The sequence below is a fragment of the Amycolatopsis iheyensis genome, assembly GCF_024703995.1.
GTDB lineage: Bacteria > Actinomycetota > Actinomycetes > Mycobacteriales > Pseudonocardiaceae > Amycolatopsis > Amycolatopsis iheyensis.
Map to the genome: position 1 here is coordinate 93,083 of NZ_JAMXQV010000018.1, position 25,035 is coordinate 118,117.

The window sequence follows — 25,035 nt, forward strand, 5'->3', positions numbered from 1 at the left end:
CTCCGGCGAAGCCGGGCCCGGGTGGTGTCCGCGTCGCCGGTGCGCCGCCGCGCGGCCGCCGAGCCGTCCGTGGGCCGGGGCGGCCGGGAGCCCTGGTTTCCCGCGCGCGCCGCTTCGGGGCGGCGGGCCCGCGTGGACCCACCGGCCCGCGAAGCCCCGCCGCCTCGGCGGTTGCGCGTTGTCCTCCCCCGGTCCGCCATCGCGGGCTCAGCCCTCGGCGCTGAACCGCGGGAAGGCCAGCTCGCCGGCGTACCGGGCGGCGTCGCCGAGGGTCTCCTCGATGCGCAGCAGCTGGTTGTACTTGGCGATCCGCTCGCCGCGGGCCGGGGCGCCGGTCTTGATCTGGCCGACGCCGGTGGCGACCGCCAGGTCCGCGATGAACGTGTCCTCGGTCTCGCCGGAGCGGTGGCTCATCATCGACTTGTAGCCGAACGACGTGGCCAGCGAGATCGCGTCGAGCGTCTCGGACAGGGTGCCGATCTGGTTGACCTTCACCAGCAGCGCGTTGGCCGCGCGGCGGGTGATGCCCTCCTCGAGCCGGTCCGGGTTGGTGACGAACAGGTCGTCGCCGACGATCTGGACCTTCTCGCCGACCTCGGCGGTCAGGGTGACCCAGCCGTCCCAGTCGTCCTCGCTCAGCGGGTCCTCGATGGACACCAGCGGGTAGTCGCGCAGCAGTTCGGCGTAGTAGGCCGACATCTGCTCGGCGCTCTTCTTGCTGCCTTCGAAGGTGTACGCGCCGTCGGCGAAGAACTCCGTCGCGGCGACGTCGAGGGCCAGCGCGACGTCGCGGCCCGGGGTGTAGCCGGCCTTCTCGATGGCCTGGAGGATCAGGTCGAGCGCCTCGCGGTTGTTCGCCAGGTTCGGCGCGAAGCCGCCTTCGTCGCCGAGACCGGTCGAGAGGCCGCGGCCCTTCAGCACCGACTTCAGCGAGTGGTAGACCTCGGCGCCCCAGCGCAGGGCCTCGCGGAAGGTCTCCGCACCGATCGGCGCGATCATGAACTCCTGGACGTCGACGTTGCTGTCCGCGTGCGAACCGCCGTTGAGGATGTTCAGCATCGGCACCGGCAGCACGTGCGCGTTCGGCCCGCCCAGGTAGCGGAACAGCTCCAGCTCGGCCGACTCGGCGGCGGCCTTCGCGACGGCCAGCGAAACACCGAGGATGGCGTTCGCGCCGAGGCGGGACTTCGCCGGCGTGCCGTCGAGGTCCACCAGCTTCTGGTCGACGATCCGCTGGTCGACGGCTTCGATGCCGACCATCTCGGGGCCGATCTCGTCGAGCACCGCGGCGACCGCGCGCTCGACGCCCTTGCCGTTGTAGCGGCCGGTGTCGCCGTCGCGGAGCTCGACGGCCTCGTGCTCACCGGTCGAGGCACCCGACGGGACCGCGGCCCGCGCCAGCGTGCCGTCGTCGAGGGCCACCTCCACCTCGACCGTCGGGTTGCCACGCGAGTCCAGAATCTCGCGCGCGCCTACCTGCTCGATGAGAGCCACGCCATGCTCCTCGGTGCGTTTGTCCTGCGATGACGCGCCCAGCCTAGCCGCCGCGGCAGTTCACCCGTTGGAGGACTCACCGCCCGCGCGGACGGCCTGCCAGCCCGGCGGCAGCTCGACGTCGTCGGACGTCTGCTGCCAGAACGTCCAGCTGTTGCCCCCGAGATCGGCGACGGTGAAGACGCGGGCGCCGTAGGGCTGGTCCTGCGGCGGCTCCAGCTCACCCTCCTCGTTGAGGGCCGTCCTGACGCGTTCGTAGACGTCGTCCACGTCGTCGACGTAGAGGATGTTGAGCTGGCCGACCGGGCCGTCGACCCCTTTGGCCTGCCAGTAGTCGTCGCCGACGCCGGCGATCTGGACCTTCGCGGCACCGGCGCAGAGGGTCGCCTGGAACACTTCGCCGGCCCCGTCGCAGAACCGGACCTCCTCGGTGAACCCGAAGACCCTGGTCAGCCAGGCGAGCGCCGCGGTGGCGTCGGCGTAGTAGAGGTAGGGCGCCAGGCCCCGGTACGGGCTGCTCATGGCGGAACAGTCCACCACGTCCCGTTCGGCGGCGTGTGCTAGCCCCTCTTCCGAGGTAACGTGGGAGTGACCATGACGGACGCCGCAGCTGCTTCGCAGCCTCCCGAGGAGTCGGGGTTCCATGCCTTCCGTCAGGCCGAAGACCTGGTCGTCCGCCGTCGTCCGCTCGACGCGCTGAAAGCGTTGCAGCCCCTGATCGAGTCCGAAACGGACAAGCCGTCGGTGCACCTGCTGGCCGGCCGCGCGTACTTCCACTCCGCCCAGCTGCGCCGGGCCGAGCAGGCGTTCATCCGGGTGCTCGAACTGGACCCGACGGACCACTACGCGAGGTTCATCCTGGGCCGCACCCTGGAGCGTCTCGGCCGCTTCGTGGAGGCGCTGGCCCAGATGCGCATGGCGGCGGCGATGAACCCGGTGCCGGAGTACCTCGAGGCGATCAACGAGGTCAAGGCCCGCATCGCCCTGCGCGAACCCTGACGTGGCCAGGGCCGATCGGCCTGCCCGGGGTCAGACTTTCGGCCGAGGAGGCCGGGCCCCTCGGCCGATCCGCCCGACCCCCGCGACCGGCGAAGCTGGTTCCAGACCGAAACAGGGAGGAACCGGAAATGTCGATTCTCGCGACACTGGGTGCGTACGCCGGCTTGCTGCTGCTGGTGCTGATGGCCGTCACGCCGTTCTTCGCGGACCGCGAGCTCTAAGGCGCGACGCTCGCCTCGGCGTACGCGTCCGCCGCGCTGAACACGTCCTGGCCGTACGGCACGCCCGGGTTGTAGAACAGGATCGCCCGCCACCACCCGGCCGGCGTCCCCAGATCATCCCCACCGGAACACAGGAACCGCGCCGCCGTGAACGCCGCGTCGTCCACGTTCTGCGGGTCCGGCGCGCCGCCGTCGCCGTTGGCCCGCTCCTGGTACTTCTTCCACGTCGAGGGCAGGAACTGCATCGGGCCGATCGCGTGGTCCCACGACTTGTCGCCGTCGAGCTTGCCCGCGTCCGTGTCGTGGACCGCCGCGACCCCCGGGGAGCCGTCGAGCGGCGGGCCGACCACCGGCTTCACCACGCGGCCGTTCGCGGCCACCGCCGACAGGTCGAAGTCGCCGCGGGCCGTCTCCACCCGGCCGATGCCCGCCAGCGTCGCCCACGAGAGGTGGCAGGTCGGCTTCTGGCGCTGCATCCACATTTCCGCCCGCCCGTACGCGGCCAGCACCCGCGCCGGGATGTGCGTCTTGCCCGCGACGCGCGTCGCCCACGCGTCCAGCTCCGCCTGGTCCGACACCGCCGGGCGGTCGACCGGCGCGGCCAGCCCCGCGCGCGGTGACTCGGCGCCCGGCTGCGGGCGCTGCTCCGGGATCGCCAGCGCCGGCTGCGCGGGCGGGGGCGCGGCCGGCTCGTCCGGGTTCCGGACGCCGATCGTGACGACCAGGATCACGCCGGTGAGCACGAGTCCCAGCGCGAGGGCCACCCGGCCGAGGTACCGCCGGGGCGGGCCGCCCGAGGACGTCGAAGGAGGCGTGACGGTCGGCTGAGCGGTTTCGGCCACCCGATCAGGTTACGGAGCCACTCAAGAGGGACCCTCGACCGCCTGACCAGGCAAGCGGAGGGTAAAAACCGCTCTGCTGCCAGCGACGTCACAGAATTCGTTATCGAGTCGACGCGCAAGGCCCTGACCTGCGGTTACCCTAACCTAACCTGACAGCCGAGTCCCATTTGTCCGATTGCATCGTTTCGAGCCGAAGTGAGCTCGCTGGACTTACAGGTGAGCCTTACCTAAAAACTTCCTGGAGGCCGACGAACTCAGGGAGGCGGAACCGGTGTTGTTCTCGAGCGCGCTGATCGGGCTGCGCGAAGGCCTGGAAGCCGCGCTGGTCGTGAGCATCCTGGTGGCGTTCCTCGTGAAGACCGACCGGCGGCACGCCCTGCGCTGGGTGTGGCCCGGGGTCGGCGCCGCGGTGCTGCTGTCGGTGGCCGTCGGCGCGATCCTCACCTACACCACCGCCCAGCTGTCGTTCGAGCACCAGGAGCTGCTCGGCGGGAGCCTGTCGATCGTCGCGGTCGTGTTCGTCACGGCGATGATCTTCTGGATGCGCAAGGCGTCGAAGAGCATCGCCGCCGAGCTGCGCGGCAAGATGGACGACGCGCTGGACGTCGGCCCGATGGCCGTGCTGCTGCTGTCGTTCCTCGCGGTGGGGCGCGAAGGCCTGGAGACCGCGGTGTTCTTCTACTCCGCCGTCCAGACCGCGCAGTCGGACACCGTGCAGCCGCTGATCGGCTTCGCCATCGGCATCGCGGCCGCCGTGGTGCTCGCCTGGCTGCTCTACAAGGGCGCGGTGCGGTTCAACCTGGGCAAGTTCTTCACGATCACCGGCGTCCTGCTCGTGTTCGTCGCCGCGGGCGTGCTCGGCTACGGCCTGCACGACCTGCAGGAGGCCGCGTTCCTGCCGGGCATCGGCACCCTCGCCTTCGACGCCTCGAACACGCTGCCCGAGACGTCCTGGTACGGCGCCCTGCTCAAGGGCATCTTCAACTACTCGCAGCAGACGACCGTGCTGCAGGCCGTCGCGTGGGTCGCCTACGTCGTCATCGTGCTGCCCCTGTTCCTCAAGCCCAGCAAGAAGACCGCGCCGGCGCCCGCCGCCGCGGCCGCCTCGAAGGAGTGACCGTGCGCAGAACCACCCCGCTGGCCGTGCTGGCCGGCGTCGCCACCCTGGTGTCGCTGTCCGCCTGTGACAGCAAGAGCGACACCGCCGGTGCGGCGGCGGACGGCGGCCCGATCAAGGTGGCGGCCTCCGACACCGCGTGCGACGTCTCGGTCAACACCGCCAACGCGGGCAACGTGACCTTCGAGATCACCAACAAGGGCAGCAAGGTCACCGAGTTCTACCTCTACGCCGAGGGCGACCGGATCATGGGCGAGGTCGAGAACATCGCGCCCGGGCTCAACCGGCGGCTGATCGTCGAGGTCGCCGACGCCGGCAAGTACCAGACCGCGTGCAAGCCGGGCATGGCCGGCACCGGCATCCGCGGCGAGTTCACCGTCACCGGCGGCGCGGCGAAGCAGAGCGACGCCAACGCGCAGAAGGCCCAGGCCACCAAGAGCTACGCCGACTACGTCGCGAACAACACCGCCGCCCTCGAAGAGGAGACGGGCAAGTTCGTCGACCTCGTCAAGGCGGGCAAGGTCGACGAGGCGAAGGCCGCGTACGCGCGCACCCGCATCTACTACGAGCGCATCGAGCCGGTCGCCGAGAAGTTCGGCGACCTCGACCCGGCCATCGACGTCCGCGAGGCCGACCTCGAGCCGGGCCAGGCGTTCACCGGCTTCCACCGGCTCGAGAAGGACCTGTTCGTCACCGGCCTGCAGGCCGACAGCCCGAAGATCGCGGACAAGCTGCTGACCGACGTCAAGGACCTGGTCGCGAAGTCCAAGACGCTCGAGCTGACCGCGCTCGACCTGGCGAACGGCGCCAAGGGCCTGCTCGACGAGGTCGCCACCGGCAAGATCACCGGCGAGGAGGAGACCTTCTCGCACACCGACCTCTGGGACTTCCAGGCCAACGTGGACGGTTCGAAGGGCGCGATCGCCTCGCTGCGCCCGCTGCTGCAGCAGCGCGACGCCGCCCTGGTGTCCACTTTGGACAAGGAGTTCGCGAACGTGCAGGGCCTGCTGGACAAGACGCGCTCCGGGGACGGCTTCAAGCTCTACACCGACCTGTCCCAGGACCAGATCAAGGAGTTCGCCTCGGCCGTCGACGCGCTGAGCGAGCCGCTGAGCAAGGTTGCGGAGGTCGTTTCGAAGTGACGTCGACCGAGGGCACGCGGGTTTCCCGGCGGAAGCTGTTCGGCCTGGCGGGCGCGGGTGTCGCGCTCGCCGGGGCGGGGGCCGCCGCCGGGATCGGCATCGACAAGGCGACGACCGGCAACGCCGAAGCGGCGGTGACCACCGTCGACTTCCACGGCGAGCACCAGGCCGGGATCGTCACGCCGGCACAGGCGAACCTGCACTTCGCGGCCCTCGACGTCACCACGAAGGACCCGGAGAAGCTGCGGCAGCTGCTGAAGACGTGGACCGACGCGGCCCGCCGGATGACAGCGGGCCAGGAAGCCGTCGCGAACGGTGCGCTGGGCAGCGGCCAGTACGCGCCGCCCGGCGACACCGGCGAGGCGCTCGACCTGCCGGCGTCGCAGCTGACGCTGACCATCGGCTTCGGGCCGTCGCTGTTCGACGGCCGGTTCGGGCTGGCGGGCAAGCGGCCGCCGCAGCTGATCGACCTGCCGCTGTTCCCGAAGGACAAGCTCGACCCGGCCCGCGGCGGCGGCGACCTGTGCATCCAGGCCTGCGCGAACGACCCGCAGGTGGCGGTGCACGCGGTCCGCAACCTGGTGCGGCTCGGCTTCGGCGTCACCGAGGTCCGCTGGTCGCAGCTGGGCTTCGGCCGCAGCTCGTCGACGTCGCGGACGCAAGCGACACCGCGGAACCTGTTCGGCTTCAAGGACGGCACGAACAACATCAAGTCCGAGGACACCGACTTCCTGCGCGACCAGGTGTGGGCGGAGCGGGGTGACGGCCCGGCCTGGATGGCCGGCGGCTCGTACCTGGTGGCCCGCCGGATCCGCATGCACATCGAGACGTGGGACCGCGAAACCCTCGACGGCCAGCAGCAGATCATCGGCCGCACGAAGGGCACCGGCGCCCCGCTGGGCCAGACCGCGGAGTTCGACGAGCTGGACCTGGACGTCGGCGGCGCGGGCGGCGAGAAGGTGATCGCCGAGGACGCCCACGTCCGGCTGGCCTCGCACCAGGCGCTGAACGGTGTGCGGATCCTGCGCCGCGGCTACAACTTCGTCGACGGTTCGGATGGTGTCGGGCACCTCGAAGCGGGACTGTTCTTCCTGGCGTTCAACCGGGACACGCGGAAGCAGTACGTGCCGATGCAGCAGGCGCTGTCGTCGAAGGACGCGATGATGGAGTACGTCCAGCACACGGGGTCGGCGCACTTCGCCGTGCCGCCGGGTGTCTCGCCGACCGGTTACTGGGGCGAAGGGCTCTTCGCCTAGTCCACCTGCTCGGTCGGGTACACGTCGCGGATCTTCCGGTTGAAGAACCGGCCCTGGCTCTCCGCCGCCATCAGCTCCCGGTGCACGGACTCCGGCACCAGCCGGTACCGGTAGACGCTGCCGTTCCGGAACTCGATCTCCAGGAGGTGCTCCTCCCGGGCGTAGCCGATCGACGCGATGGTCGAGGAGCTGACGGCGTGGCGACGCATGTCACCCAGTATCCCCTTGCCTAAAGCCTTTAGGGAACTCTACATTAGCTTTAGGAGGTGGTGCCGGTGGTCCGCGTCGGGTTGACGACCGAACGGCTGGTGCGAGCGGGCGCCGAGCTGGCCGATGAGCTGGGCTTCGACCGGGTGACGCCGTCGGAGCTGGCGCGCCGGTTCGACGTCCAGGTCGCGAGCCTGTATTCGCACGTCAAGAACGCGCACGACCTGCGGACGCGGATCGCGCTGCTGGCGCTGGACGAGCTCGCCGACCGGGCGGCCGCCGCGCTGGCCGGCCGCTCCGGGCGGGACGCGCTGATCGCGTTCGCCGACGTCCACCGCGACTACGCCCGGGCGCACCCCGGCCGGTTCGCCGCGGCACAGCTGCGGCTCGACGCGGAGACCGCGGCGGCGAGCGCGGGCGTGCGGCACGCGGAGCTGATGCGCGCGATCCTGCGCGGCTACGACCTGACCGGGCCGGACCAGACGCACGCCGTCCGGCTGCTGGGCAGCTTCGTCCGCGGGTTCGTCGCCCTTGAAGCCGACGGCGGCTTCGACCACAGCCCGCCCGCGGCGCCCGAGAGCTGGACCCGCCTCCTCGACGTCCTCGATTCCCTTCTCCGTGATTGGCCCGCTTCATGATCACCACCCCGCTGACCGGCCTCGTCCGAGGCGCGCTCGAACTCGAAGAAACCCCGCGCGGCCTGGTCCCGCACCGGCTGCCGGCCCACGCACGGGCGCAGAACACCGACCCGCGGCTCGCGATGGCCGAGGCGCAGCCCGCCGGCGTCCGCGTGCGGTTCCGCACGACGGCTCGCGTGATCGAGCTCGACACGGTGGCGACGAAGGTGGAGTACCCGGGTGCGCCGCCGCGGCCCGACGGCGGCTACGACCTGCTGGTGGACGGCAAGCTCGCCGCCCAGGCGACCGCGCCCGCCGGCGTGCGGTTCGCGGACCTGCCCGGGCACGACAAGGACGTCGAGATCTGGTTGCCGCACAACGAACTGACGACGCTGGTCGCCTTGCGCACCGATGCTCCGGTGACGCCCGCTGCCCGGGCGGACCGCGTGTGGCTGCACCACGGCAGTTCGATCAGCCAGGGTTCGAACGCGGCGAGCCCGTCGACGACGTGGACCGCGCGGGCCGCGCTCGCGGCCGGGGTCGAGCTGGTCAACCTGGGCTTCAGCGGCAACGCGCTGCTGGACCCGTTCACCGCCCGCGCGCTGCGCGACACCCCGGCGGACCTGGTCAGCGTGAAGCTCGGCATCAACATCGTCAACGCGGACCTGATGCGGCTGCGCGCGTTCGGCCCGGCGGTGCACGGGTTCCTCGACACGATCCGCGAAGGCCACCCGGCGACGCCGCTGCTGGTCGTCTCGCCGTTGTACTGCCCGATCCACGAGCGGACACCGGGTCCCGGCGACTTCGACCACGCGGCGCTCGCGTCGGGCGTCGTGCGCTTCCGGGCCACCGGTCTCCCGGGCGAGGGAAAGCTCACCCTGGAAGTGATCCGCGACGCGCTGGCGGAGATCGTCGCGCAGCGGGCGGACCCGGCGTTGCACTACGTGGACGGCTTGTCGTTGTACGGCCCGGACGACTACGCGGAGTTCCCCCTGCCGGACGAGCTGCACCCGGACGGCGCCGCCCACGAACGGATCGCCACGCGGTTCGCGTCCTGGCTTGACTTCAACCTCCCTTGAAGTTGAATTCTGGGGACATGTTCACCGAAGCAGAGCTCGCGTACCTCGAAGCCCAGCCCCTCGGCCGGCTGGCGACCCAGCAGCCGAGCGGAACCCTGCAGGTCAGCCCGGTCGGCTTCCGGTACAACCCGGACGAGAAGGCCATCGACGTCACCGGGCACAACCTGGCCAAGAGCAAGAAGTTCCGCAACGTCCTGGCGAACGGCCAGGCGGCGTTCGTGGTGGACGACCTGCCCTCGACGAACCCGTGGCGGGTCCGCTGCCTGGAGATCCGCGGCACGGCGGAGGCCCTGACGGGGGTGGACCTCCCGGACAACCACTTCGACGACGCGGTGATCCGCATCCACCCGAAGCGCATCATCGCCCTCGGCGTCGAGGACTGGGACCGGGAGCCGCTGGAGCTGGAGGCGAACATCCGCAACGTGTGACCGCCGATCCACCACGGGGACTGGGGGTGCCCGTGGTGGATCAGCGGCGCGCGCCGAACACCGTGTACGACGCCGTCCCCGCCACCGCGAGCACCACAGCAGTCCACATCGCCACCCCAGCCCCCACCGGCTGCAACACCCACGCCGCGACCCCCGCCGCCGTCGTGCCGTCGCGCGGGACGAACAACGCCACCGCGCACCAGCCCACCGGCAACGTCCACCCGAACTGACCACCAGCGATCGTCGCCGCCAAGCCCGCCAACCCCAGCAGACCCGCCGCGTCGCGCAGGATCAACGACACCGGCACCGCGCCCAGCTGGACCACCAGCACCGCGCCCGCCGCCGCGACGCCCACCGAAAGCAAGTGGACGAACCTTCGCGGCCGCCACGGCAGGGCCGCCGTGCGGTCGAGGTCCGGGTCCTGGCCGCTGAGGCCGATCGCCGCCACCGCGATCGCCGCCGTCAGGGCCAGCAGCGCGTGCGGGAGTGCCCAATCCCCTCCCGCCAGGAGGCGGATCCCGGCCGGGCACGCGACCAGCGCCGCGAACGCCGCCGGCAGGTGCCGCGATCGCGCGTACAACACCGTCCACCTCATCGCGGGGCTCCGGGCACCAGCTTCTGCAGCGGGTCTCCCTGGCACGTCAGCAGCACCTGCCGAGCCGCCACCACCCGCTCCTGCTGGACGTCGGCCGGCAGCGCGTGGAACGTCGCCCACAGCTGGTCGATCGTGGCGAACTTGTCCTTCAGCCAATGGCCGCCGAGCTCGGGAAGCGGCTTCAGCTCGCCGGTGAAGTACGCGCCCGTGATCATGCGCGCCGCCTGGTCCGGGAGGTCGACGACGCTGTGCCGGTTGCACGACGGCAACCCGGCGCCGGCCAGGACCGCCGCGCGCAGGTCGGCCGCGTCCGCCGTCAGGAGGTTTTCGTTGTACTGGAAGTCCAGGTAGACCACGTCGGCCGCGCGGTGCGGTGGCTCGTCCGGCAGCGTGGCCGCCGTCTGCTCCTCGATCCGCGTCGGCGCGCCGGGCAGTTTCGCCAGCAGCGCCAACGCTTCCCGGCCCGGTCCCGCCAACGCCGTCAGGCGGCCGGCGTGCAGCTTGCTCACGCAGATCGGCCCGTCGCACAGCTTCGCCGCCGCGCGACTGTCCACTTCGGTCGCGTCGGCGACGGTCGCCGGGAACAGCGGCACCGCGATCGCGAGGCCCGCCACCAGCGGCAGCAGGCCCAGCAGCCGGGCCCGCACGGAGTTCGCCGCCAGCAGCAGGAACCCGGTCGCCGCCAGGCCGATGAACCACGCCGCCTGGCCGAGGTCGAGCGACGCCGTCGTCGTCACCATCGAGCCCCGCGGCTCCGCGAGCGCCGGCGCCAGCAACCCCGCCCGCGCCGGCAGGACCGCGTGCACGCCCGGCTCCAGCGCCATCCAGCACAACGTCGTGCCGACCATCGTCACCACGGCCAGCCCCGGCGCCGTCAGCGGGTGCGGCAGCAGCCGCCCGACCGCCAGCCCCAGCCAGCTCCCGGCGACCACGCCGAGCAGCCCGACGACGAGCACCGGCACGAAGGAAACCGAGAAGAACCCGCCGTGCGCCAGCACTTCGACCGCGCCGACGGCGAACACGCCCAGCACGCCCAGCGCGCTGGCCGCCCCGACCGCGCCGGCCAGCCGCGCCGCCCGGTGCCAGCCCGGCCGCGACGTCGTCGCGAGCAGCTCGACCATCCCGGACCGGCTGTCGCGCATCCCCTGGATCGCCCCGGCGCCGACCACGATCGGCCACAGGAACTGCAGCATGAACCGCACCCACAGCGCGGTGGTCGTCGTGTGCTCGGTCCACGACGCCGGCGCCTTCCACCACGGCCCGGACAGCAGGAACAGGAACGCGAGCGCGACGGCCAGCACGGCGAGTCCGGCCCACGGCGCGATCGAGCGCCGGAGTTCGATGCGGAAGATCATCACCACGCCCCCGTGCCCGGCTCGTGGTTCAGCAGCGCGGAGTACCCGCGCTCGATCGGGCTGTCGCCGACGTGCTCGGGTGTGCCCGCCGCCGCCAGCGCGTCCGGGCTGCCCTGGAACACCAGCTTCCCCTCGGCGAACAGCACGACGTCGGTGCACGCCGTCGCGACGTCCTCGACCAGGTGCGTCGAGATCAGCACGCACGAGTCGTGGCCCAGCTCCTGCACCAGCTCGCGGAACCGCACGCGCTGCGCCGGGTCCAGCCCGGCCGTCGGCTCGTCGAGCAGCAGGATGTCCGGGTCGTTGACGATCGCCTGCGCGATGCCCACCCGCCGCACCATGCCGCCGGACAGCGTCTTCATCCGGTCGTCGGCCCGGTCGGCCAGCCCGACCCGCTCGACCGCGCGCTGCACGGCCCCCGGGATGTCCGCCTTGGCCATCTCCTTGAGCCACGCCATGTATTCGACGAACTCGCGGACGGTGAACCGCTTGTAGTAGCCGAAGTTCTGCGGCAGGTACCCGATCCGGCGGCGCAACGCGCGCTGCCCGGCGCCGCCGAGCAACGTCAACGTGCCCGACGCCGGGCGCAGCACCGTCGCCAACGCCCGGATCAGCGTCGTCTTGCCGGCGCCGTTCGGCCCCAAGAGGCCGTGCACCCCCTTGCCGAGGGACAGGTCCAGCCCGTCCACGGCCATCTTCCGCCGCCCGGCCCGCACCTTCAGCCCCTCCGCCTGGATTTCCCAGGCGTAGGTCGTCGGCGCGACCTCGGCGGCCTCGACTGCCCGCATGTCTCTTCCTCCCTAGTGGTGCGCGCCGAGCCGGGTGAACGCCGTCCTGCGCAGGACGACGACCACCGAGGTCAGCGCGAAGATCCCCGCCCACACCGGCAGCGAGCCGGTGCTGAGCGCAAACGTTTGCCCCTGCGCCGCGAAGGCCGGCAGGAGGATGACCACGACCCACACCGCGAGCAGCGCGTACGCCGCCCGGCTGATCCCGACCAGCCCGCCGAGCGCGAGCGTCCCGGTGGTGAAGGCCAGGCTCGGCAGCAGCCAGAGCGCCGGGGCAGTGCCGGTCAGCAGGCCGGCCACGGCGAGCACCGGCAGGACGACGGCGAGCACCGCCACGGTCCGCCGGGTGACCAGGTAGAGCCCAGCCCGCGGGGTCGCGGTGACGACCTCGTAGGCCGGGTCCAGCCCCCGCGCCCACGACGCGGCCACCCCCAGCACCGGGAGCACCGGCGCGAACAGCTGCACCACCGTCGCGTCCAGCACGATCGGCCAGACGCGGTCGAGCAGCACCGCGAGCAGCGTGACCAGCGCCGTCATCACCAGCCACGGCACCATCGCCGGCGTGACCCACGTGTCGAGCCGACGCCGCCGACGTCGGACCGGCGCCGGCCCGGCGTCGAGGTCGAGCCGGCTCCAGACGGCTTCGACCAGCGGCTGGGCCGGTGCGACCGCGGCGAGGCGCGCGCGGCACACCGCGCACGTCTCGAGGTGGGCCTCGACGCCCCACAGCTGGTCACCCGGGAGGTCCGCGCCCGCCGCGTAGTCGGCGATGAGCCGGTCCGACGCATGGTTCATGACAATGCCTCCCGCATCGCGAACCGCGCCCGCCGCGCGCGGGTCTTGACGGTTCCTTCCGGCAGCCCGAGCAGGACGGCGGTTTCGCGGACGGTCAGCCCGTCGAGCACCATCGCCTGCAGGACCTGCCGCAGCTCCGGAGCGAGCTCGCGCAGCGCGTCCCCGACGTCGTCGCCCACCGTCGCGGCCAAGGCCACGTCCTCCGCCGCCGGCACGGGTGCGACGTCGAGGGCCACCTCCGCCGGCAGCTCGGCGTGGTGCGCCCGGCGCCGGAACGCGTCGACCAGCCGGCGCGCGGCGATCGTCCACACCCAGCCGACCGCGGTGCCCCCGGTCGCGGCGCCCGCGAACGAGCCGGCCGCGCGCCAGACGGCCAGGTACGTCTCCTGCATGACCTCGGCGACGACCTGCTCGTCGGCGCACCGGCGGCGCAGGCGCACGGCGAGCCAGGGCGACGTGCGGCGGTAGAGCTCCTCGAACGCCGGACGGTCGCCCTTGGCCGTGCGCCGGACGAGGTGCTCCTCGTCGGCGTCCTCCAGTGGCTGCTGCTTCACACCAGGCAAGACGCCTGCTACCCGGAAACGGTTCTCACCCGATTGTGTCCTGCGTCACAGCGGCACTTTCATGACGAAAGTGCCGCTTCGGCTCAGGCGGTGGTGGGCCAGAACTTCCGCCAGCCGTCGGCCTCGAGCGTCGTCGGCTCGAGCCCGGCGTCGCGGGCGGCCTGCTCGGCGGCCCGGATGTCCTTCGCGAACTGCTTCGCCAGCGCCCGCAGCTCACCTTCGGGGTCGACGCCCGCGCGCCGCGCCGTCGCCGCGATGCGGAAGAGCTGCGCGGCCGCGGCGGACCCGGCCGGGAACAGGTCGAGCGGGATGCCGGCCCGCCCGCTGCGCTGCCCGAGCTTGCCGGCCAGCGCCACCGCCGGCTGGCCGAGCGCCACGCCGTCCACAATGGACCGACGCTGCTTTTCCTGCTGCTTCAGCTCTTCCCACTTGACGTTCTGGTGCTCGACGGTGTGGACGCCGTCGGCGTCGGCGAAGACGTGCGGGTGCCGGCCGACCAGCTTCGCGACGAGCGTGGCGGCGACTTCGTCGATGCCGAAGGGATCTTCGGGGTCCTCGGCGGCGACGCGCGCGTGGAAGAGCACCTGCAGCAGGACGTCCCCGAGCTCTTCGCGCAACGCCTCGCGATCGCCCTCTTCGATGGCGTCGAGCAGCTCGTAGGTCTCCTCGACCAGGTACTGCCGCAGGGAGTCGTGCGTCTGCACCGCGTCCCACGGGCAGCCGCCCGGCGAGCGCAGCCGGTCCATCACGTCGGCGGCCTCGACCAGCGGCGGCACGGGCGTCTCGACGACCTCGGCGCCGGTCGCGATGAGCAGCGACGCGGCCGGCTCGTCCCGGGACCCGGCGAGCAGCACGACGTCCTTCAGCGACGGCGCTTCGGTGACGGCGGGAACCCCGAACACGGCCGGGTCGACGTCGGTGGCCGCGTAGACCTCGGTGGAGTCACGCAGGATCTTCAGCGCCGCGGCGGGCAGTGTCGCCCCGCGGACGAGCACGACGACCCCCGTGCTCACTGCTGCGTGGGTGCGGCGCCGCCGAGGGGCAGCACGAGGCCCTGGGCGGTGTCCTGGTTCGCCACGACGGACATGCCGACGACGTCCCACACGCCGTAGCGGGCGTTGACGCGCACGCCGAGCTTGTCGGCGTAGGGCTGCAGCTGCCGCATGCCGATGGCGGTCTTCGTGGTGGCGTCGAGGGCCGGGGCCTGCTCGGTGGCGACGGGCCGGTCGTCGACGCGCTGCCGGACCACCCCGACGAACCAGGTGCCCGCGCGGTTGGGGTACGGGAAGACCGTGACGCTGTTGGCGGGCGAGCCGAAGAGCGGCGTGGTGGCGAGCGCGGGCACCTGCGCGGCGGGCTGCACCTCGCCGACGCCGGTGAGCGGCGGGATGGAGTCGGTGTTCTGGCCGGCCTGGGCCGCCTGCTGCCGCAGCTGCTGCTCGTACTGGGCGTCGCCGGTGATGCGCTTGGCCACGGCGGCGGGGTCGGCGGCGAACTGCCGGGCGAGGTCGTAGGCGGCTTTTTGAGCGGCGGGCCCCTGCGGCGGCTCACTGCCGTCCTGGGACGGCATCGAACCGATCGAGGTGTAGTCGAAGGTGACCGACAGGTTCGGGAGCTTCTTCTCCGCCAGCGCCTGCGCGAGGTAGGTGTCGGTCAGCTCCTCGCGGTGGTCGCGCGTGCGGGCCACGACCTGGCTGACGGCCTGGGCCTCGTTGCTCGAGTCCGCGGGCACCGGGCCGGTGAGCGGGTCGCTCTTCAGCTGGGCGTCGACCTGTCCGTAGTTGACCGCGATGCCCTCTTTTTCGGCGATCTGGGTGAGCAGCTCGTGCACGACGAGCTGGCCGACGATCGCCCGGCCCAGCTGGTCGAGCTTGTGCTCGGACGCGAGCTTCTGCGCGTACGGCTGCTCGCGGACGGCTTTGTTGATCAGGTCCTGGACGCGATCGATGGAGACGGAGTGGTCGCCGACGATGGCGGCGGCCCCGACCTGGCTCGGCCCCGACCCGCACCCGGCGAGCAGAAACGCACCGGCAACGACCGCGACCAGCGCGCGAGGGCGCCCCATGATCCGCATCACAGCGCATACCCTCTCATACTGTCGCGGCCGAAACGCAACACCCGTGCGGTGTTGCCGGGCGTAATGTCGAGACATGGACCACTGGTTGACCATCGAGGTCTTCGATGGCGAGTCCACGGCTTCGTTGTGGCGGCTCGCCCGCGGTGACGCACTCACCGAAGCAGCACTGACGAACGGCGCGGAACAGTGGGTCTGGCACGAACACCGCTGGGGCGTGGTGCTGGAGATCGAGTTCAAGTCCGAAGAAAGCCGCGACGCGTTCCGGGCGTTGCCGGTGGTGACGGCGGCGTTGGACGCGGTCCCGGACCCGACGCGCGGGTTGCTGGTGTACCCGGGCCGAGGAGGGGGCGCCGGGGCACGGATGCCTCGGAGGCCGCGGCCATTGCCGATGGCGGGCGCTGGGGCGGTTCCGGTGCCGGTGGAGTCGGTGCGGATGGGGTTGGCGGAGGCTTTGCCGCCGATGTTCAGCGAAGTCGGCTGAGCAGTTCCCGCCAGGCCGAAGGGGAGGCGGTGAGGGTGCCGCCGGCCCGGTCTTTGGTGTCCCGAACGAGGACTTCGGGCCGGTCGACGGCGACCTCGACACACTCGCCGCCATTGGTGCTGTAGCTGCTCTTTCGCCAGGTCAGCATTACTCGCGCTCCATCTACAGATCGGCGATGAACCTCTTGGATTCTGCCGGATCGAGCGCGATCCGGTCCAGTCCGGCGAGCACGCGCCGATAAGCCACCACATCGGCGGTTTCCTCCAGGAACAGCGCGGAAATCTCACTGTCGATGTAGATCACCGGGGCGAAGTTCTTCGACTCGATCAGCTGGAAATGCCCGGCCATCGCGGGATGCCCTCCGCAACTGGCGGGCACCACCCGGATCGAAACGTGGTTCCGGCCCGCCAATCGCGCCAAATGGCCCAGTTGACCGCGCATCACCTCAGGCGCTCCACGCCCGATCGGCAGCCGGAGCACGAATTCGTGCAGGAAGAACTCGAACTCGACCGGAGGCTGCTTGTCGAGGATCACCTGGCGGGACATGCGGGCGAAGACCAGCTCATCGATGTGGTCCGGCTCGGTCGCGTTGCCGATCTCAGAAATCAGGCTGCGGGCGTAATCGGCCGTCTGGAGCAATCCGGGCACCGCGCAACCGTGGAACTGAGCTATGGCGGCGGCTCGCTCCTCGTGCCAGATCAACGTGCGCAACTGCAGCGGCTTTTCGAGCAGGCCGGGCTTGCGCATTTCGTCACCCAGGGCCATCAGCTCGCGAAATTCCGCTCCCCGCACCCCCAGCTCCGTCAGAAACCTCGCCAGCCGCACCGGGTCCGGCCGCACGTGTCCGCGGGTCACGGACGAAACCCACTGCGCGCTGACCTCGAGCTTCCGGGACATCTCCCGAACGCCCCAGCCCTTCTCCGCCATGCGCTGAAGCAGCCGCTCACCAAGCTGCCTGCTACGGATGTTCATCGGGCGAAGGTAAAGCCACCGCCACGGCAAACCCAGGCGCCACAACGAGAGTTCCCCCGAAGTAGCGCCTGGTGTCCGCCCCGCCTTACACCGCGGTCCTTTACACCGCCGCGGGCTTCTTCGTCAGCTGGGTCAGCAGCTTCGTGCACCAGTCCAGCAGCTCTTCGTCCCGCAGCGTCGGCGCGCCGATGCGGCCGCCCGCCGGGCCCTCCGTGGGCTTCGGGACCGAGACCGTGTTCGTCACCGCCTTGAACATCGCCTTCGGGTACAGCCGCTTCAACCGCACCATCTGCGAATCCTGCAGCGGCAGCGGTGCGAAGCGGATCGTGTTGCCCTGGACCGCCACCTCCGTCACCCCCGCCTCGCGGCAAATATGACGGAACCGCGCCACCGCCAGCAGCCGGTTCACCGGCGCCGGCGGCTGGCCGTAGCGGTCGATCAGCTCTTCGCGGACCGCGTCCAGCCCCTCGGTGTCCGGCGCCGCCGCGATCTTGCGGTACGCCTCCAGCCGCAGCCTCTCGCCCGGGACGTAGTCGTGCGGGATGTGGGCGTCGATCGGGAGGTCGACGCGGACTTCCGCCAGCTCCTCGTCTTCCGCCGGCTCCGCGCCCGCGTGCCGCCGGAACGCGTCGACCGCTTCGCCGACCAACCGCACATAGAGATCGAACCCGACGCCCGCGATGTGCCCCGACTGCTCCGCGCCCAGGATGTTGCCCGCGCCGCGGATCTCGAGGTCCTTCATCGCGACCGCCATGCCCGCGCCCAGCTCGGTGTTCTGGGCGATCGTCGCGAGCCTGTCGTGCGCCGTCTCCGTCAGCGGCGCCTCCGGCGGGTACAGGAAGTACGCGTACCCGCGCTCGCGCCCTCGCCCGACCCGGCCGCGCAACTGGTGCAGCTGCGCCAGCCCCAGCAGGTCGCCGCGCTCGACGAGCAGCGTGTTCGCGTTCGAGATGTCCAGCCCGGTCTCGACGATCGTGGTGCACACGAGAACGTCGTACTCGTTTTCCCAGAAGCCCTGGATGATCTTCTCGAGCTTCTCCTCGTTCATCTGCCCGTGCGCGGTGACGACCCGCGCCTCCGGCACCAGCTCCCGGATCCGCCGCGCCGCCTTCTCGATCGACGACACGCGGTTGTGGACGTAGAAGACCTGGCCGTCACGCAGCAGCTCGCGCCGGATGGCCGCGCCGACCTGCTTGTCGTCGTACGCGCCGACGTACGTCAGGATCGGGTGGCGGTCTTCCGGCGGGGTCAGGATCGTCGACATCTCGCGGATGCCGGCCAGCGACATCTCCAGCGTGCGCGGGATCGGCGTCGCCGACATCGTGAGCACGTCGACGTGCGTGCGCAGCGCCTTGATGTGCTCCTTGTGCTCGACGCCGAACCGCTGCTCCTCGTCGACGATCACGAGGCCGAGGTCCTTGTAGCGGATGCCGGTCTGCAGCAGCCGGTGCGTGCCGATCACGATGTCGACCTCGCCGCCGGCGAGCTGCTCCAGGATCGCGTCGGACTCCGCCTTGTTCGTGAAGCGGGACAGGCCCTTGATCGTCACCGGGAACGAGCGCATCCGCTCGTGGAAGGTGTTCAGGTGCTGCTGGGCGAGCAGCGTCGTGGGGACGAGGACGGCGACCTGCTTGCCGTCCTGGACCGCCTTGAACGCCGCTCGGACGGCGATCTCCGTCTTGCCGTAACCGACGTCGCCGCAGATCACGCGGTCCATCGGGACGCCGCGTTCCATGTCGGCCTTGACCTCGTCGATCGCGGCCAGCTGATCGTTCGTCTCCGTGAACGGGAACGCGTCTTCCAGCTCGCCCTGCCACGGCGTGTCCGAGCCGAAGGCGTGCCCGGGCGCGGCCTGGCGCGCCGCATATAGCTGGACGAGCTCGGCCGCGATCTCCTTGACCGCCTTCTTGGCCTTGGCCTTGGTGTTCTTCCAATCGGAGCCGCCGAGCTTGTTGAGCGTGGGCAGCTCACCGCCGACGTAGCGGGAGACCTCGTCGAGCTGGTCGGTGGGCACGAACAGCCGGTCACCCGGGTGGCCGCGCTTCGACGACGCGTACTCCAGCAGGAGGTACTCGCGGGTGGCGCCGGCGACCGTGCGCTGGACCATCTCGACGAACCGGCCGATGCCGTGCTGGTCGTGCACGACGTAGTCGCCGGCCTTGAGCGCCAGCGGGTCGACCGCGTTGCGCCGCCGGGACGGCATCTTGGTGTTGAAGTCCTTTGTGGACGTTCCGGCGCCGGCACCGCGGCCGGTGAGGTCGGCCTCGCTCAGCACGACCAGGGCGCGCTCCGGCGACACGAAACCGTCGGTGAGGCCGCCGCAGGTGACCGTGACCATGCCCGCGGCCGGCGCGCCGGTGAGGCCCTCGCCGGCCTGGGTGGCCGGGACGTCGGCGCCGCTCAGCTGCTCGACGGCGCGGGCGGCGGTGCCCTGACCGGCGACGACGAGCACCGCGGTGCCGCCTGAGGCCGTGTGGGCGCGCAGGTCCGTCAGCGCGCGCTCCAGCTCGCCGCGGTAGGACGGCGCGGCCTCGACCGAGACGCGGTAGACGTCCGGGTCTTCGCTGGTCAGCTGGGTGAGCGTCCACCAGGCGCGCTTGGTGTCCTGGGCGTGGGCGGCGATCTCGTCGAGCCCGCGGTAGGCGGACGCGCCGAGGTCGATCGGGGCCTGGCCGCCCGCCGCGGCCGTCGTCCAGGAGGCCTCCAGGAACTCGTGGCCGGTGCGGACGAGGTCGGCGGCGCGGGCGCGGATCTTCTCCGGGTCGGTGAGCAGCACGTGGGCGCCGACCGGCATCGCGTCGGTGAGCAGCTCCAGCTCGCCTTCGCAGAGCACCGGGATGAGCGCCTCCATGCCCTCGACGGGGATGCCGTCGGCGAGCTTGGTGAGCATCTCGGCCAAGTGCGCGTCGGCCTCGTACGTCTTCGCCAGCTCCGCGGCCTTCTCCTTGACCGGCGCGGTGAGCAGCAGCTCGCGGCACGGCGGCGCGGTGACGCGCGGGATCTCGCCGGGCAGCGACCGCTGGTCGGAGACGGCGAACGCGCGGATCTCGCTGACCTCGTCGCCCCAGAACTCGACGCGGACGGGGTGCTGCGCGGTGGGCCCGAACATGTCGAGGATGCCACCGCGGACGGCGAACTCGCCGCGCTTCTCGACCATGTCGACGCGGGTGTAGGCCAGCTCGACGAGCCGTTCGAGGAGGCCCTCGAAACTTTGTTCCTCGCCCACGACGAGGTCGACCGGCGCGAGCGAGCCGAGACCGGGGGCCATCGGCTGGATGAGGCTGCGGACGGTCGCGACGACGACGCGCAGGGAGTCGTCGCCGGTCTTGAGCCGGTGCAGCACCTCCAGCCGCCGGCCGACGGTGTCGGCCCGCGGCGAGAGCCGCTCGTGCGGCAACGTCTCCCAGGACGGGAAATCGGTGACTTTTTCCCGGCCGAGCAGCGCGCCGAGGGACGCGGTCAGCTCATCGGCCTCACGGCCGGTGGCGGTGACGGCGAGCACGGGTTTCCCGGCCCCGTCATCGGCGGCGAGGGCGGCCGCGACGAGCTGCCGGGCGGCGATCGGGCCCTGGAGCTCGAGCAGCGGCGCACCGGCGCGCTCGACCACGCCGCGCAGGGCCGGGTCGGGAAGGATGGCGGTGAGGAGTCCGGACAGTGGAGCGTCGGTCACGGTCCCAGCCTACGTGCCACCCCCGACAAGTTTTCGATCACGGCTGGTCGCGGGCCGGAACGCCCCAATGTGGCCTTGGTTGCTCCACCGATGCCCCCACCACCACCCTCAACGGAGGCGCTCCGCGCCGCAGCGCCCATTCAACGCACCCAATGTGGCCTTCGGTGCGTCAGACGCACCGAAGGCCACATTGGGGCGCTGGCAACCTGTCAAGAGCGCAGCAGATCCGCCACCTCCGCCAGCCGCGGCAACTGCGCGTCGAACACCTTCGGGTCGGTGCTCGCGATGCGCAGCAGCACGTGCTCCGCGCCTTCGTACTCCCGGAGCCGCGCGGCCACCTCCTCGGCCGATCCGGTCACCTGCATCTGAATCCCCTGCACGAAGTCCGCGGGCCTGCCGTAGTTGGTCACGCAGTACTCCTCCAGCAGCGCGCGTCCGCGAACCGGGTCGTCCTCCACCAGGACCGTCGCGAACAGCGCGGGGGTGATCGGGCGCGAGGACCGGATCTTCGCCAGACCAGACACGTAGTCCGCGGGATCCGGCGGGTACGGCAGCCAGCCGTCGTACAACCGGCCGACCCGGGAAAGCGCCCCCGGCGTGTACGCCGCCAGCCACACCGGCGGGCCGCCGGGCCGGGCCGGCGCCGGGAACGACGGCAGCGAGTCGTAGTGCAGCACCTCCCCGTGGAACGAATCCGCACCGCGCCACGCCGCCCGCCACAACCCCACGATGTCGTCCAGGCGCGCCCGCCGGCGCTCCCACGGCACCCCGACGAACGCGAACTCCGGCTCGCTCCGCCCGGCGAACCCCGCGCCGACGGCCACCGTCAGCCGGCCGCCGCTCAGCAGGTCGAGGGACAGCAGCTGGTTCGCCGAGAGAACCGGGTCCCGCAACGCCGGGAGCAGCGCCGACGTCCCCAGCGTCACCCGTGACGTCCGCGCGGCGAAGGCGGCCAGGACCGTGAGCGCGTCGAGCGGCGCGCGGGCGAGGGTGTCGCCCACCCAGACCGAGTCGAGGCCGAGCTGCTCGGCCGAGACGGCGGCGTCGACCAGCTCGGGCGCGGTCCGCCCGGCGTCGAGGATGGGCTGGTAGGTGGGCACGACCAAGCCGAATTTCGTCATGCCGGAAGCTTCGCGAACGCGAGGTATGCGCTCAATTCCCCGCGGGGAATGGCGCCGCCGAGCAGGATGGACCCGTGGACTTCGGCAGCGCGCTCAAGGACTGGCGCACCCGGCGGCGGCTCAGCCAGCTCGACCTGGCGTTGCGCGCGGGCACGACGCAACGGCACGTGAGCTTCATGGAGAGCGGGCGCTCGGTGCCCGGCCGCGGCATGGTGCTGCGCGTCGCCGAGTCCCTCGAGCTGCCCCTGCGCGAGCGCAACGGCCTGCTCCACGCGGCCGGCTACGCGCCGACGTACCCCGAAACGCGGCTCGACGACCCGGCGATCCGGCCGGTGCTCGACGGCCTGCGGCGGCTGCTCGACGGCCACCGCCCCTACCCCGCGATCGTCGTCGACCGCTACGGCCTGCTGGTCGCCTCGAACGACGCGTTCGGCCTGCTCACCGAGGGCGTCGCACCCGAGCTCCTGGCCGAGCCGGTCGACACGCTGCGCCTCGCGCTGCACCCGCGCGGGATGGCGCCGCGCGTGCGCAACCTCGACGACTGGGCCCGGCACATCCTCGAGCGCATCCGCAACGACCTCGCCCGCACGCCGGACGAACGCCTCGCGCGGCAGCTCGCCGAGCTCGAGGGCTACCTGCCGCCGGCGGCCGCGCCCGGCCCGGAGCACCTGGGGTTCGCGGTGCCGGTCCGGCTGGCCACTTCGGCCGGTGAGCTGCGGCTGATCACCGCGATCACGACGTTCGCGACCGCCGCCGACGTCACCGTGTCGGAGCTGAAGCTGGAGACGTTCCTGCCCGCGGACGCCGAAACGGCGGAACGGCTTCAGACCACCAGCGCCGTGCAGTGACCCACGAGCAGCTCCGCGCTCGCCCACAGCACCGCGGCGCACACGCTGCCCGCCGCGAACCGCCGGTACGGCATCGCCGCCGAGCCCGCGACGCGTGGCATCAGCGTCCGCACGCCGACCAGGCAGCGGCCCGCGATCACCGCGGGGACGCCGTACCGGACGATCGCGGATTCGGCGCGCTGCCAGCGTTCCCGGCCCGCTCGGCGCGCCAGGCGTGGTCCCCAGCGGCGCCCTTCGAGGTACGCGAGCTGATCGCCGAGGATGGCCGCGACGACCGCCACCAGCAAAGCGAGTCCGAAGTGGAGCGTGCCCCGCTCGGCGAGGAAGCCCATCAGGAGCAACGTCGACAGCGTCGGCAGCACGATTCCCGGCAACAGCGCGGTTTCCGCCGTGATCACCGCGGCGCAGACCAGGTAGACGACCACCGCGGGCGCGTCAAGCAGTGGCCGCAGCAGGCTGTCCACGCCGCGCCCTCCCCACGGCCACCGGCAGCGCCGCGCGGTAGACGAACGCGGGCGGCAGGTTCCCCCAGACGACCGAAGTCCGCTCCACGACCGCGAAGCGGCTTCGCAGTGAAGCGGCGAAGCGACGCGCGGGCGGCGTCCAGGCCGCGTGGGCGTACGCGAAAGTCGTGAACCGGCCGTTCGCGGCCAGGGACGCGGTGACCGCGTCGAGGATGCGCGACTGGCGGTCCGCGGTCATGGCCGTCCAGGGCAGGCCGGAGACCACGACGTCGACGCCGTCGAGTGCGAGGTGCTCCGCCGAGCCGGTGACGACGTCCACCTGCGGGAAGCGTTCGCGGAGTGCCCCGGCGAATCGCGGGTTGATCTCGTACGCCGTCAAGCGTGCTTCGGGGCGCAGCAGCGCGAGGACCGCTTCGGTGAACACGCCGGTGCCCGGCCCGAGCTCGGCGACGCGTGTCGCGCGTTCCAGGCCGAGGCCCGCGGTCATCGCCTCGGCCAGCCGCGGCGAGCTGGGCGCGATCGCGCCCGTCAGGATCGGGTGGCGGAAGAACTCCGTGGTGATCGACATGCTTCCGACGCTAGGAACGGCCGGGGTGGCCGCGAATCCGCCGGCCCGACCGGATCAGTCCTCCCAAGGGAGGACACGGTCGGACCGAAGGGATGACGCCCCCGAGCCCCTCCCGCCGCTAGGTTCGGTGACGTGGAACGACTCGTCGTGTGGATGCGCGGGCACCGGTGGACGGTGGACCTGCCGCTGTACGCCGTTTTCGTGTTCCTCGCGCCGAACTGGACGGGCGAGGAGCCGTGGACCACGCGGGCGATCCCGATGCTGTTCCTGCTCCCGCTGCTCGTGCGCCGCCGCTACCCGCGGACGGTCGCGGTGCTGATCATCGCCGGCGCGGTGGTGGTGTACTTCAACGAGATCTGGGCCTACGACCGCGGCCGCACCGAGCTGGCCATGGCGGTCGTGCTGTTCACCCTCGTCAAGCTGGGGCAGCGGCGGTTCGCGGCGGTGATCGCCGTGGCGATCTTCGCGCTCGGCTGGGAATGGGGCTTCGTCTGGGGGACCTACACCGACAATCCCACGGCGACGATCGTCGGCATCTGGCCCCTGCACATCGCCGCCTGGGCACTCGGGGAGTTCTTCCGCAGCAAGGAAAAGCTCACCGCGGAGGAGGAGAGGCGCGACGAAGCCCAGACGAGGGCGGCGGTCGCGGAGGAGCGCACGAGGATCGCGCGCGAGCTCCACGACGTCCTCGCGCACAGCATGAGCGTGATCGTGCTGAACGCCGAGGGCGCGAAGCTGGCGAGGCACCGAGACCCGGAGGCGGTCGACCGCACGCTCGACACGATCGGCCGCACGGGCCGCGACGCGCTCGCGGAGCTGCGGCGCCTGCTCGAAGTCCTGCACGCGGGCCAGGCGGCACGCAGTCCCCAGCCGACCGTCGGCGAGCTGCGCGAGCTCGTGGAGCAGTGCGGGCGCGTGGTCGCGCTGGAGGTCACCGGCGATCCCGCCGGCCTGCCCGCGAGCGCCGCGCTGCAGGCGTACCGGATCGTCCAAGAGGCGCTGACCAACATGATCAAGCACGCTCCGGCCGACGCGACCGGCCACGTGGAAGTCGCCTTCGCCCCGGCGGAGATCCGCATCGAGGTGACGAACACCGGCGGCAAGTCACCACCGGCGCCGGCGCTGCCATCGTCCGGGCGCGGACTGGCCGGGATGCGCCAGCGAGTCGACATGTACCACGGCGAGCTGACAACCGGCCCGCTCCCGGACGGCGGGTACCGCGTGTGCGCGAGCTTGGCGGTGGGGACATGAGCCCGCCAGCGGCGCTCACCCCGCACAGCAGTCGCCGGCCGGCCAGGTCGGTCCGGTTGCGCCACCACGCGAACCCGGCGGCACG

27 protein-coding genes are annotated in these 25,035 nt (G+C 71.7%); 10 read left to right on the forward strand and 17 right to left on the reverse strand.

Annotated features, from left to right (window positions below; all coding sequences use genetic code 11):
* Positions 1-207: 207 nt before the first annotated feature.
* Both eno and M8542_RS30860 read right to left on the reverse strand, forming a co-directional pair.
* Positions 208-1,494: a phosphopyruvate hydratase gene (eno, locus tag M8542_RS30855; protein ID WP_086865093.1), complete on the reverse strand. Its 1,287-nt coding sequence runs from the start codon at positions 1,492-1,494 to the stop codon at positions 208-210.
* A gap of 60 nt (positions 1,495-1,554) precedes the next feature.
* The gene (locus M8542_RS30860) at positions 1,555-2,016 is read right to left on the reverse strand and encodes a VOC family protein (RefSeq protein ID WP_257923796.1); all 462 of its coding nucleotides are present in this window, start codon (positions 2,014-2,016) and stop codon (positions 1,555-1,557) included.
* Positions 2,017-2,088: 72 nt separating this feature from the next.
* Here M8542_RS30860 and M8542_RS30865 point away from each other — a divergent pair, with 72 nt between their 5' ends.
* Positions 2,089-2,493 (forward strand): tetratricopeptide repeat protein, encoded by a 405-nt coding sequence (locus M8542_RS30865; protein ID WP_257923797.1) that lies wholly within the window; start codon positions 2,089-2,091, stop codon positions 2,491-2,493.
* Positions 2,494-2,710: 217 nt separating this feature from the next.
* Here M8542_RS30865 and M8542_RS30870 read toward each other — a convergent pair whose 3' ends face one another.
* Complete coding sequence (locus M8542_RS30870; protein ID WP_257923906.1) at positions 2,711-3,457, reverse strand: lytic murein transglycosylase; 747 nt, start codon at positions 3,455-3,457, stop codon at positions 2,711-2,713.
* Positions 3,458-3,827: 370 nt separating this feature from the next.
* Between M8542_RS30870 and efeU the strand changes: the two genes are divergently transcribed.
* Genes efeU through efeB form a run of 3 tightly spaced genes read left to right on the forward strand, consistent with a single transcriptional unit; the run spans position 3,828 to position 7,071 of the window.
* Positions 3,828-4,673: an iron uptake transporter permease EfeU gene (efeU, locus tag M8542_RS30875; RefSeq protein ID WP_257923798.1), complete on the forward strand. Its 846-nt coding sequence runs from the start codon at positions 3,828-3,830 to the stop codon at positions 4,671-4,673.
* Positions 4,670-5,815, forward strand: a complete 1,146-nt coding sequence (gene efeO, locus M8542_RS30880) for an iron uptake system protein EfeO (protein WP_257923799.1) — start codon at positions 4,670-4,672, stop codon at positions 5,813-5,815. The genes efeU and efeO overlap by 4 nt, the downstream gene beginning before the upstream one ends.
* On the forward strand, positions 5,812-7,071 hold the full coding sequence (gene efeB / locus M8542_RS30885) for an iron uptake transporter deferrochelatase/peroxidase subunit (protein WP_257923800.1): 1,260 nt from the start codon (positions 5,812-5,814) through the stop codon (positions 7,069-7,071). Before efeO ends, efeB begins: the two co-directional genes overlap by 4 nt.
* Here efeB and M8542_RS30890 read toward each other — a convergent pair.
* Positions 7,068-7,280, reverse strand: a complete 213-nt coding sequence (locus tag M8542_RS30890) for a KTSC domain-containing protein (RefSeq protein WP_257923801.1) — start codon at positions 7,278-7,280, stop codon at positions 7,068-7,070. The genes efeB and M8542_RS30890 overlap by 4 nt on opposite strands.
* 66 nt (positions 7,281-7,346) lie before the next feature.
* Here M8542_RS30890 and M8542_RS30895 point away from each other — a divergent pair, with 66 nt between their 5' ends.
* Genes M8542_RS30895 through M8542_RS30905 form a run of 3 tightly spaced genes read left to right on the forward strand, consistent with a single transcriptional unit; the run spans position 7,347 to position 9,402 of the window.
* Positions 7,347-7,916, forward strand: a complete 570-nt coding sequence (locus M8542_RS30895) for a TetR/AcrR family transcriptional regulator (RefSeq protein WP_257923907.1) — start codon at positions 7,347-7,349, stop codon at positions 7,914-7,916.
* Positions 7,913-8,974, forward strand: coding sequence for a GDSL-type esterase/lipase family protein (locus tag M8542_RS30900; RefSeq protein WP_257923802.1), 1,062 nt, complete (start codon positions 7,913-7,915; stop codon positions 8,972-8,974). Before M8542_RS30895 ends, M8542_RS30900 begins: the two co-directional genes overlap by 4 nt.
* 17 nt (positions 8,975-8,991) lie before the next feature.
* The gene (locus M8542_RS30905) at positions 8,992-9,402 is read left to right on the forward strand and encodes a PPOX class F420-dependent oxidoreductase (protein WP_257923803.1); all 411 of its coding nucleotides are present in this window, start codon (positions 8,992-8,994) and stop codon (positions 9,400-9,402) included.
* 40 nt (positions 9,403-9,442) lie between these two features.
* Here the strand turns inward: M8542_RS30905 and M8542_RS30910 are convergent, their stop codons facing one another.
* The 7 genes from M8542_RS30910 to M8542_RS30940 form a co-directional block, all read right to left on the reverse strand.
* A complete protein-coding gene (locus M8542_RS30910; protein WP_257923804.1) occupies positions 9,443-9,997 on the reverse strand; it encodes a hypothetical protein in 555 nt (184 codons plus the stop codon).
* A complete protein-coding gene (locus tag M8542_RS30915) occupies positions 9,994-11,352 on the reverse strand; it encodes a hypothetical protein (RefSeq protein ID WP_257923805.1) in 1,359 nt (452 codons plus the stop codon). Before M8542_RS30915 ends, M8542_RS30910 begins: the two co-directional genes overlap by 4 nt.
* Complete coding sequence (locus M8542_RS30920) at positions 11,352-12,140, reverse strand: ABC transporter ATP-binding protein (protein ID WP_257923806.1); 789 nt, start codon at positions 12,138-12,140, stop codon at positions 11,352-11,354. Before M8542_RS30920 ends, M8542_RS30915 begins: the two co-directional genes overlap by 1 nt.
* A 12-nt stretch (positions 12,141-12,152) precedes the next feature.
* Complete coding sequence (locus M8542_RS30925) at positions 12,153-12,935, reverse strand: zf-HC2 domain-containing protein (RefSeq protein WP_257923807.1); 783 nt, start codon at positions 12,933-12,935, stop codon at positions 12,153-12,155.
* Complete coding sequence (locus tag M8542_RS30930; RefSeq protein WP_257923808.1) at positions 12,932-13,489, reverse strand: RNA polymerase sigma factor; 558 nt, start codon at positions 13,487-13,489, stop codon at positions 12,932-12,934. Before M8542_RS30930 ends, M8542_RS30925 begins: the two co-directional genes overlap by 4 nt.
* A gap of 92 nt (positions 13,490-13,581) precedes the next feature.
* On the reverse strand, positions 13,582-14,511 hold the full coding sequence (locus M8542_RS30935; protein WP_257923809.1) for a nucleoside triphosphate pyrophosphohydrolase: 930 nt from the start codon (positions 14,509-14,511) through the stop codon (positions 13,582-13,584).
* On the reverse strand, positions 14,508-15,563 hold the full coding sequence (locus tag M8542_RS30940; RefSeq protein ID WP_257923810.1) for a SurA N-terminal domain-containing protein: 1,056 nt from the start codon (positions 15,561-15,563) through the stop codon (positions 14,508-14,510). The genes M8542_RS30935 and M8542_RS30940 overlap by 4 nt, the downstream gene beginning before the upstream one ends.
* An 85-nt stretch (positions 15,564-15,648) precedes the next feature.
* On the opposite strand from M8542_RS30940, the gene M8542_RS30945 reads away from it, so the two are divergent.
* A complete protein-coding gene (locus M8542_RS30945; protein WP_257923811.1) occupies positions 15,649-16,056 on the forward strand; it encodes a hypothetical protein in 408 nt (135 codons plus the stop codon).
* On the opposite strand, the gene M8542_RS30950 is transcribed toward M8542_RS30945, so the two are convergent.
* From M8542_RS30950 to M8542_RS30965, 4 genes are all read right to left on the reverse strand, one after another.
* Positions 16,040-16,204 (reverse strand): DUF397 domain-containing protein, encoded by a 165-nt coding sequence (locus tag M8542_RS30950; protein ID WP_257923812.1) that lies wholly within the window; start codon positions 16,202-16,204, stop codon positions 16,040-16,042. The two genes, M8542_RS30945 and M8542_RS30950, sit on opposite strands and share 17 nt — an antisense overlap.
* A gap of 14 nt (positions 16,205-16,218) precedes the next feature.
* A complete protein-coding gene (locus M8542_RS30955; protein WP_257923813.1) occupies positions 16,219-17,028 on the reverse strand; it encodes a helix-turn-helix domain-containing protein in 810 nt (269 codons plus the stop codon).
* A 100-nt stretch (positions 17,029-17,128) separates the two neighbouring features.
* On the reverse strand, positions 17,129-20,683 hold the full coding sequence (gene mfd, locus M8542_RS30960) for a transcription-repair coupling factor (protein ID WP_257923908.1): 3,555 nt from the start codon (positions 20,681-20,683) through the stop codon (positions 17,129-17,131).
* Positions 20,684-20,907: 224 nt separating this feature from the next.
* A complete protein-coding gene (locus M8542_RS30965) occupies positions 20,908-21,819 on the reverse strand; it encodes an LLM class flavin-dependent oxidoreductase (protein WP_257923814.1) in 912 nt (303 codons plus the stop codon).
* A gap of 74 nt (positions 21,820-21,893) precedes the next feature.
* Here M8542_RS30965 and M8542_RS30970 point away from each other — a divergent pair, with 74 nt between their 5' ends.
* A complete protein-coding gene (locus M8542_RS30970) occupies positions 21,894-22,667 on the forward strand; it encodes a helix-turn-helix transcriptional regulator (protein WP_257923815.1) in 774 nt (257 codons plus the stop codon).
* Here the strand turns inward: M8542_RS30970 and M8542_RS30975 are convergent.
* Together M8542_RS30975 and M8542_RS30980 are read right to left on the reverse strand one after the other, a co-directional pair.
* On the reverse strand, positions 22,643-23,131 hold the full coding sequence (locus M8542_RS30975; RefSeq protein WP_257923816.1) for a DedA family protein: 489 nt from the start codon (positions 23,129-23,131) through the stop codon (positions 22,643-22,645). The two genes, M8542_RS30970 and M8542_RS30975, sit on opposite strands and share 25 nt — an antisense overlap.
* Complete coding sequence (locus tag M8542_RS30980; RefSeq protein WP_257923817.1) at positions 23,103-23,699, reverse strand: class I SAM-dependent methyltransferase; 597 nt, start codon at positions 23,697-23,699, stop codon at positions 23,103-23,105. The genes M8542_RS30975 and M8542_RS30980 overlap by 29 nt, the downstream gene beginning before the upstream one ends.
* A gap of 153 nt (positions 23,700-23,852) precedes the next feature.
* On the opposite strand from M8542_RS30980, the gene M8542_RS30985 reads away from it, so the two are divergent.
* Positions 23,853-24,950 carry a sensor histidine kinase gene (locus M8542_RS30985; RefSeq protein ID WP_257923909.1) on the forward strand — a complete coding sequence of 366 codons (1,098 nt, stop codon included), beginning with the start codon at positions 23,853-23,855 and terminating at the stop codon, positions 24,948-24,950.
* Positions 24,951-25,035 lie beyond the last annotated feature (85 nt).

Bases quoted from the DNA above. Each gene is read 5' to 3' on its own strand.
- M8542_RS30860 (WP_257923796.1), bottom strand. From the start codon at position 2,016: ATGAGCAGCCCGTACCGGGGCCTGGCGCCCTACCTCTACTACGCCGAC.
- M8542_RS30865 (WP_257923797.1), top strand. From the start codon at position 2,089: ATGACGGACGCCGCAGCTGCTTCGCAGCCTCCCGAGGAGTCGGGGTTC.
- M8542_RS30890 (WP_257923801.1), bottom strand. From the start codon at position 7,280: ATGCGTCGCCACGCCGTCAGCTCCTCGACCATCGCGTCGATCGGCTAC.
- M8542_RS30900 (WP_257923802.1), top strand. From the start codon at position 7,913: ATGATCACCACCCCGCTGACCGGCCTCGTCCGAGGCGCGCTCGAACTC.
- M8542_RS30905 (WP_257923803.1), top strand. From the start codon at position 8,992: ATGTTCACCGAAGCAGAGCTCGCGTACCTCGAAGCCCAGCCCCTCGGC.
- M8542_RS30910 (WP_257923804.1), bottom strand. From the start codon at position 9,997: ATGAGGTGGACGGTGTTGTACGCGCGATCGCGGCACCTGCCGGCGGCG.
- M8542_RS30915 (WP_257923805.1), bottom strand. From the start codon at position 11,352: ATGATCTTCCGCATCGAACTCCGGCGCTCGATCGCGCCGTGGGCCGGA.
- M8542_RS30920 (WP_257923806.1), bottom strand. From the start codon at position 12,140: ATGCGGGCAGTCGAGGCCGCCGAGGTCGCGCCGACGACCTACGCCTGG.
- M8542_RS30925 (WP_257923807.1), bottom strand. From the start codon at position 12,935: ATGAACCATGCGTCGGACCGGCTCATCGCCGACTACGCGGCGGGCGCG.
- M8542_RS30940 (WP_257923810.1), bottom strand. From the start codon at position 15,563: ATGGGGCGCCCTCGCGCGCTGGTCGCGGTCGTTGCCGGTGCGTTTCTG.
- M8542_RS30945 (WP_257923811.1), top strand. From the start codon at position 15,649: ATGGACCACTGGTTGACCATCGAGGTCTTCGATGGCGAGTCCACGGCT.
- M8542_RS30950 (WP_257923812.1), bottom strand. From the start codon at position 16,204: ATGCTGACCTGGCGAAAGAGCAGCTACAGCACCAATGGCGGCGAGTGT.
- M8542_RS30955 (WP_257923813.1), bottom strand. From the start codon at position 17,028: ATGAACATCCGTAGCAGGCAGCTTGGTGAGCGGCTGCTTCAGCGCATG.
- M8542_RS30965 (WP_257923814.1), bottom strand. From the start codon at position 21,819: ATGACGAAATTCGGCTTGGTCGTGCCCACCTACCAGCCCATCCTCGAC.
- M8542_RS30980 (WP_257923817.1), bottom strand. From the start codon at position 23,699: ATGTCGATCACCACGGAGTTCTTCCGCCACCCGATCCTGACGGGCGCG.
- M8542_RS30985 (WP_257923909.1), top strand. From the start codon at position 23,853: ATGCGCGGGCACCGGTGGACGGTGGACCTGCCGCTGTACGCCGTTTTC.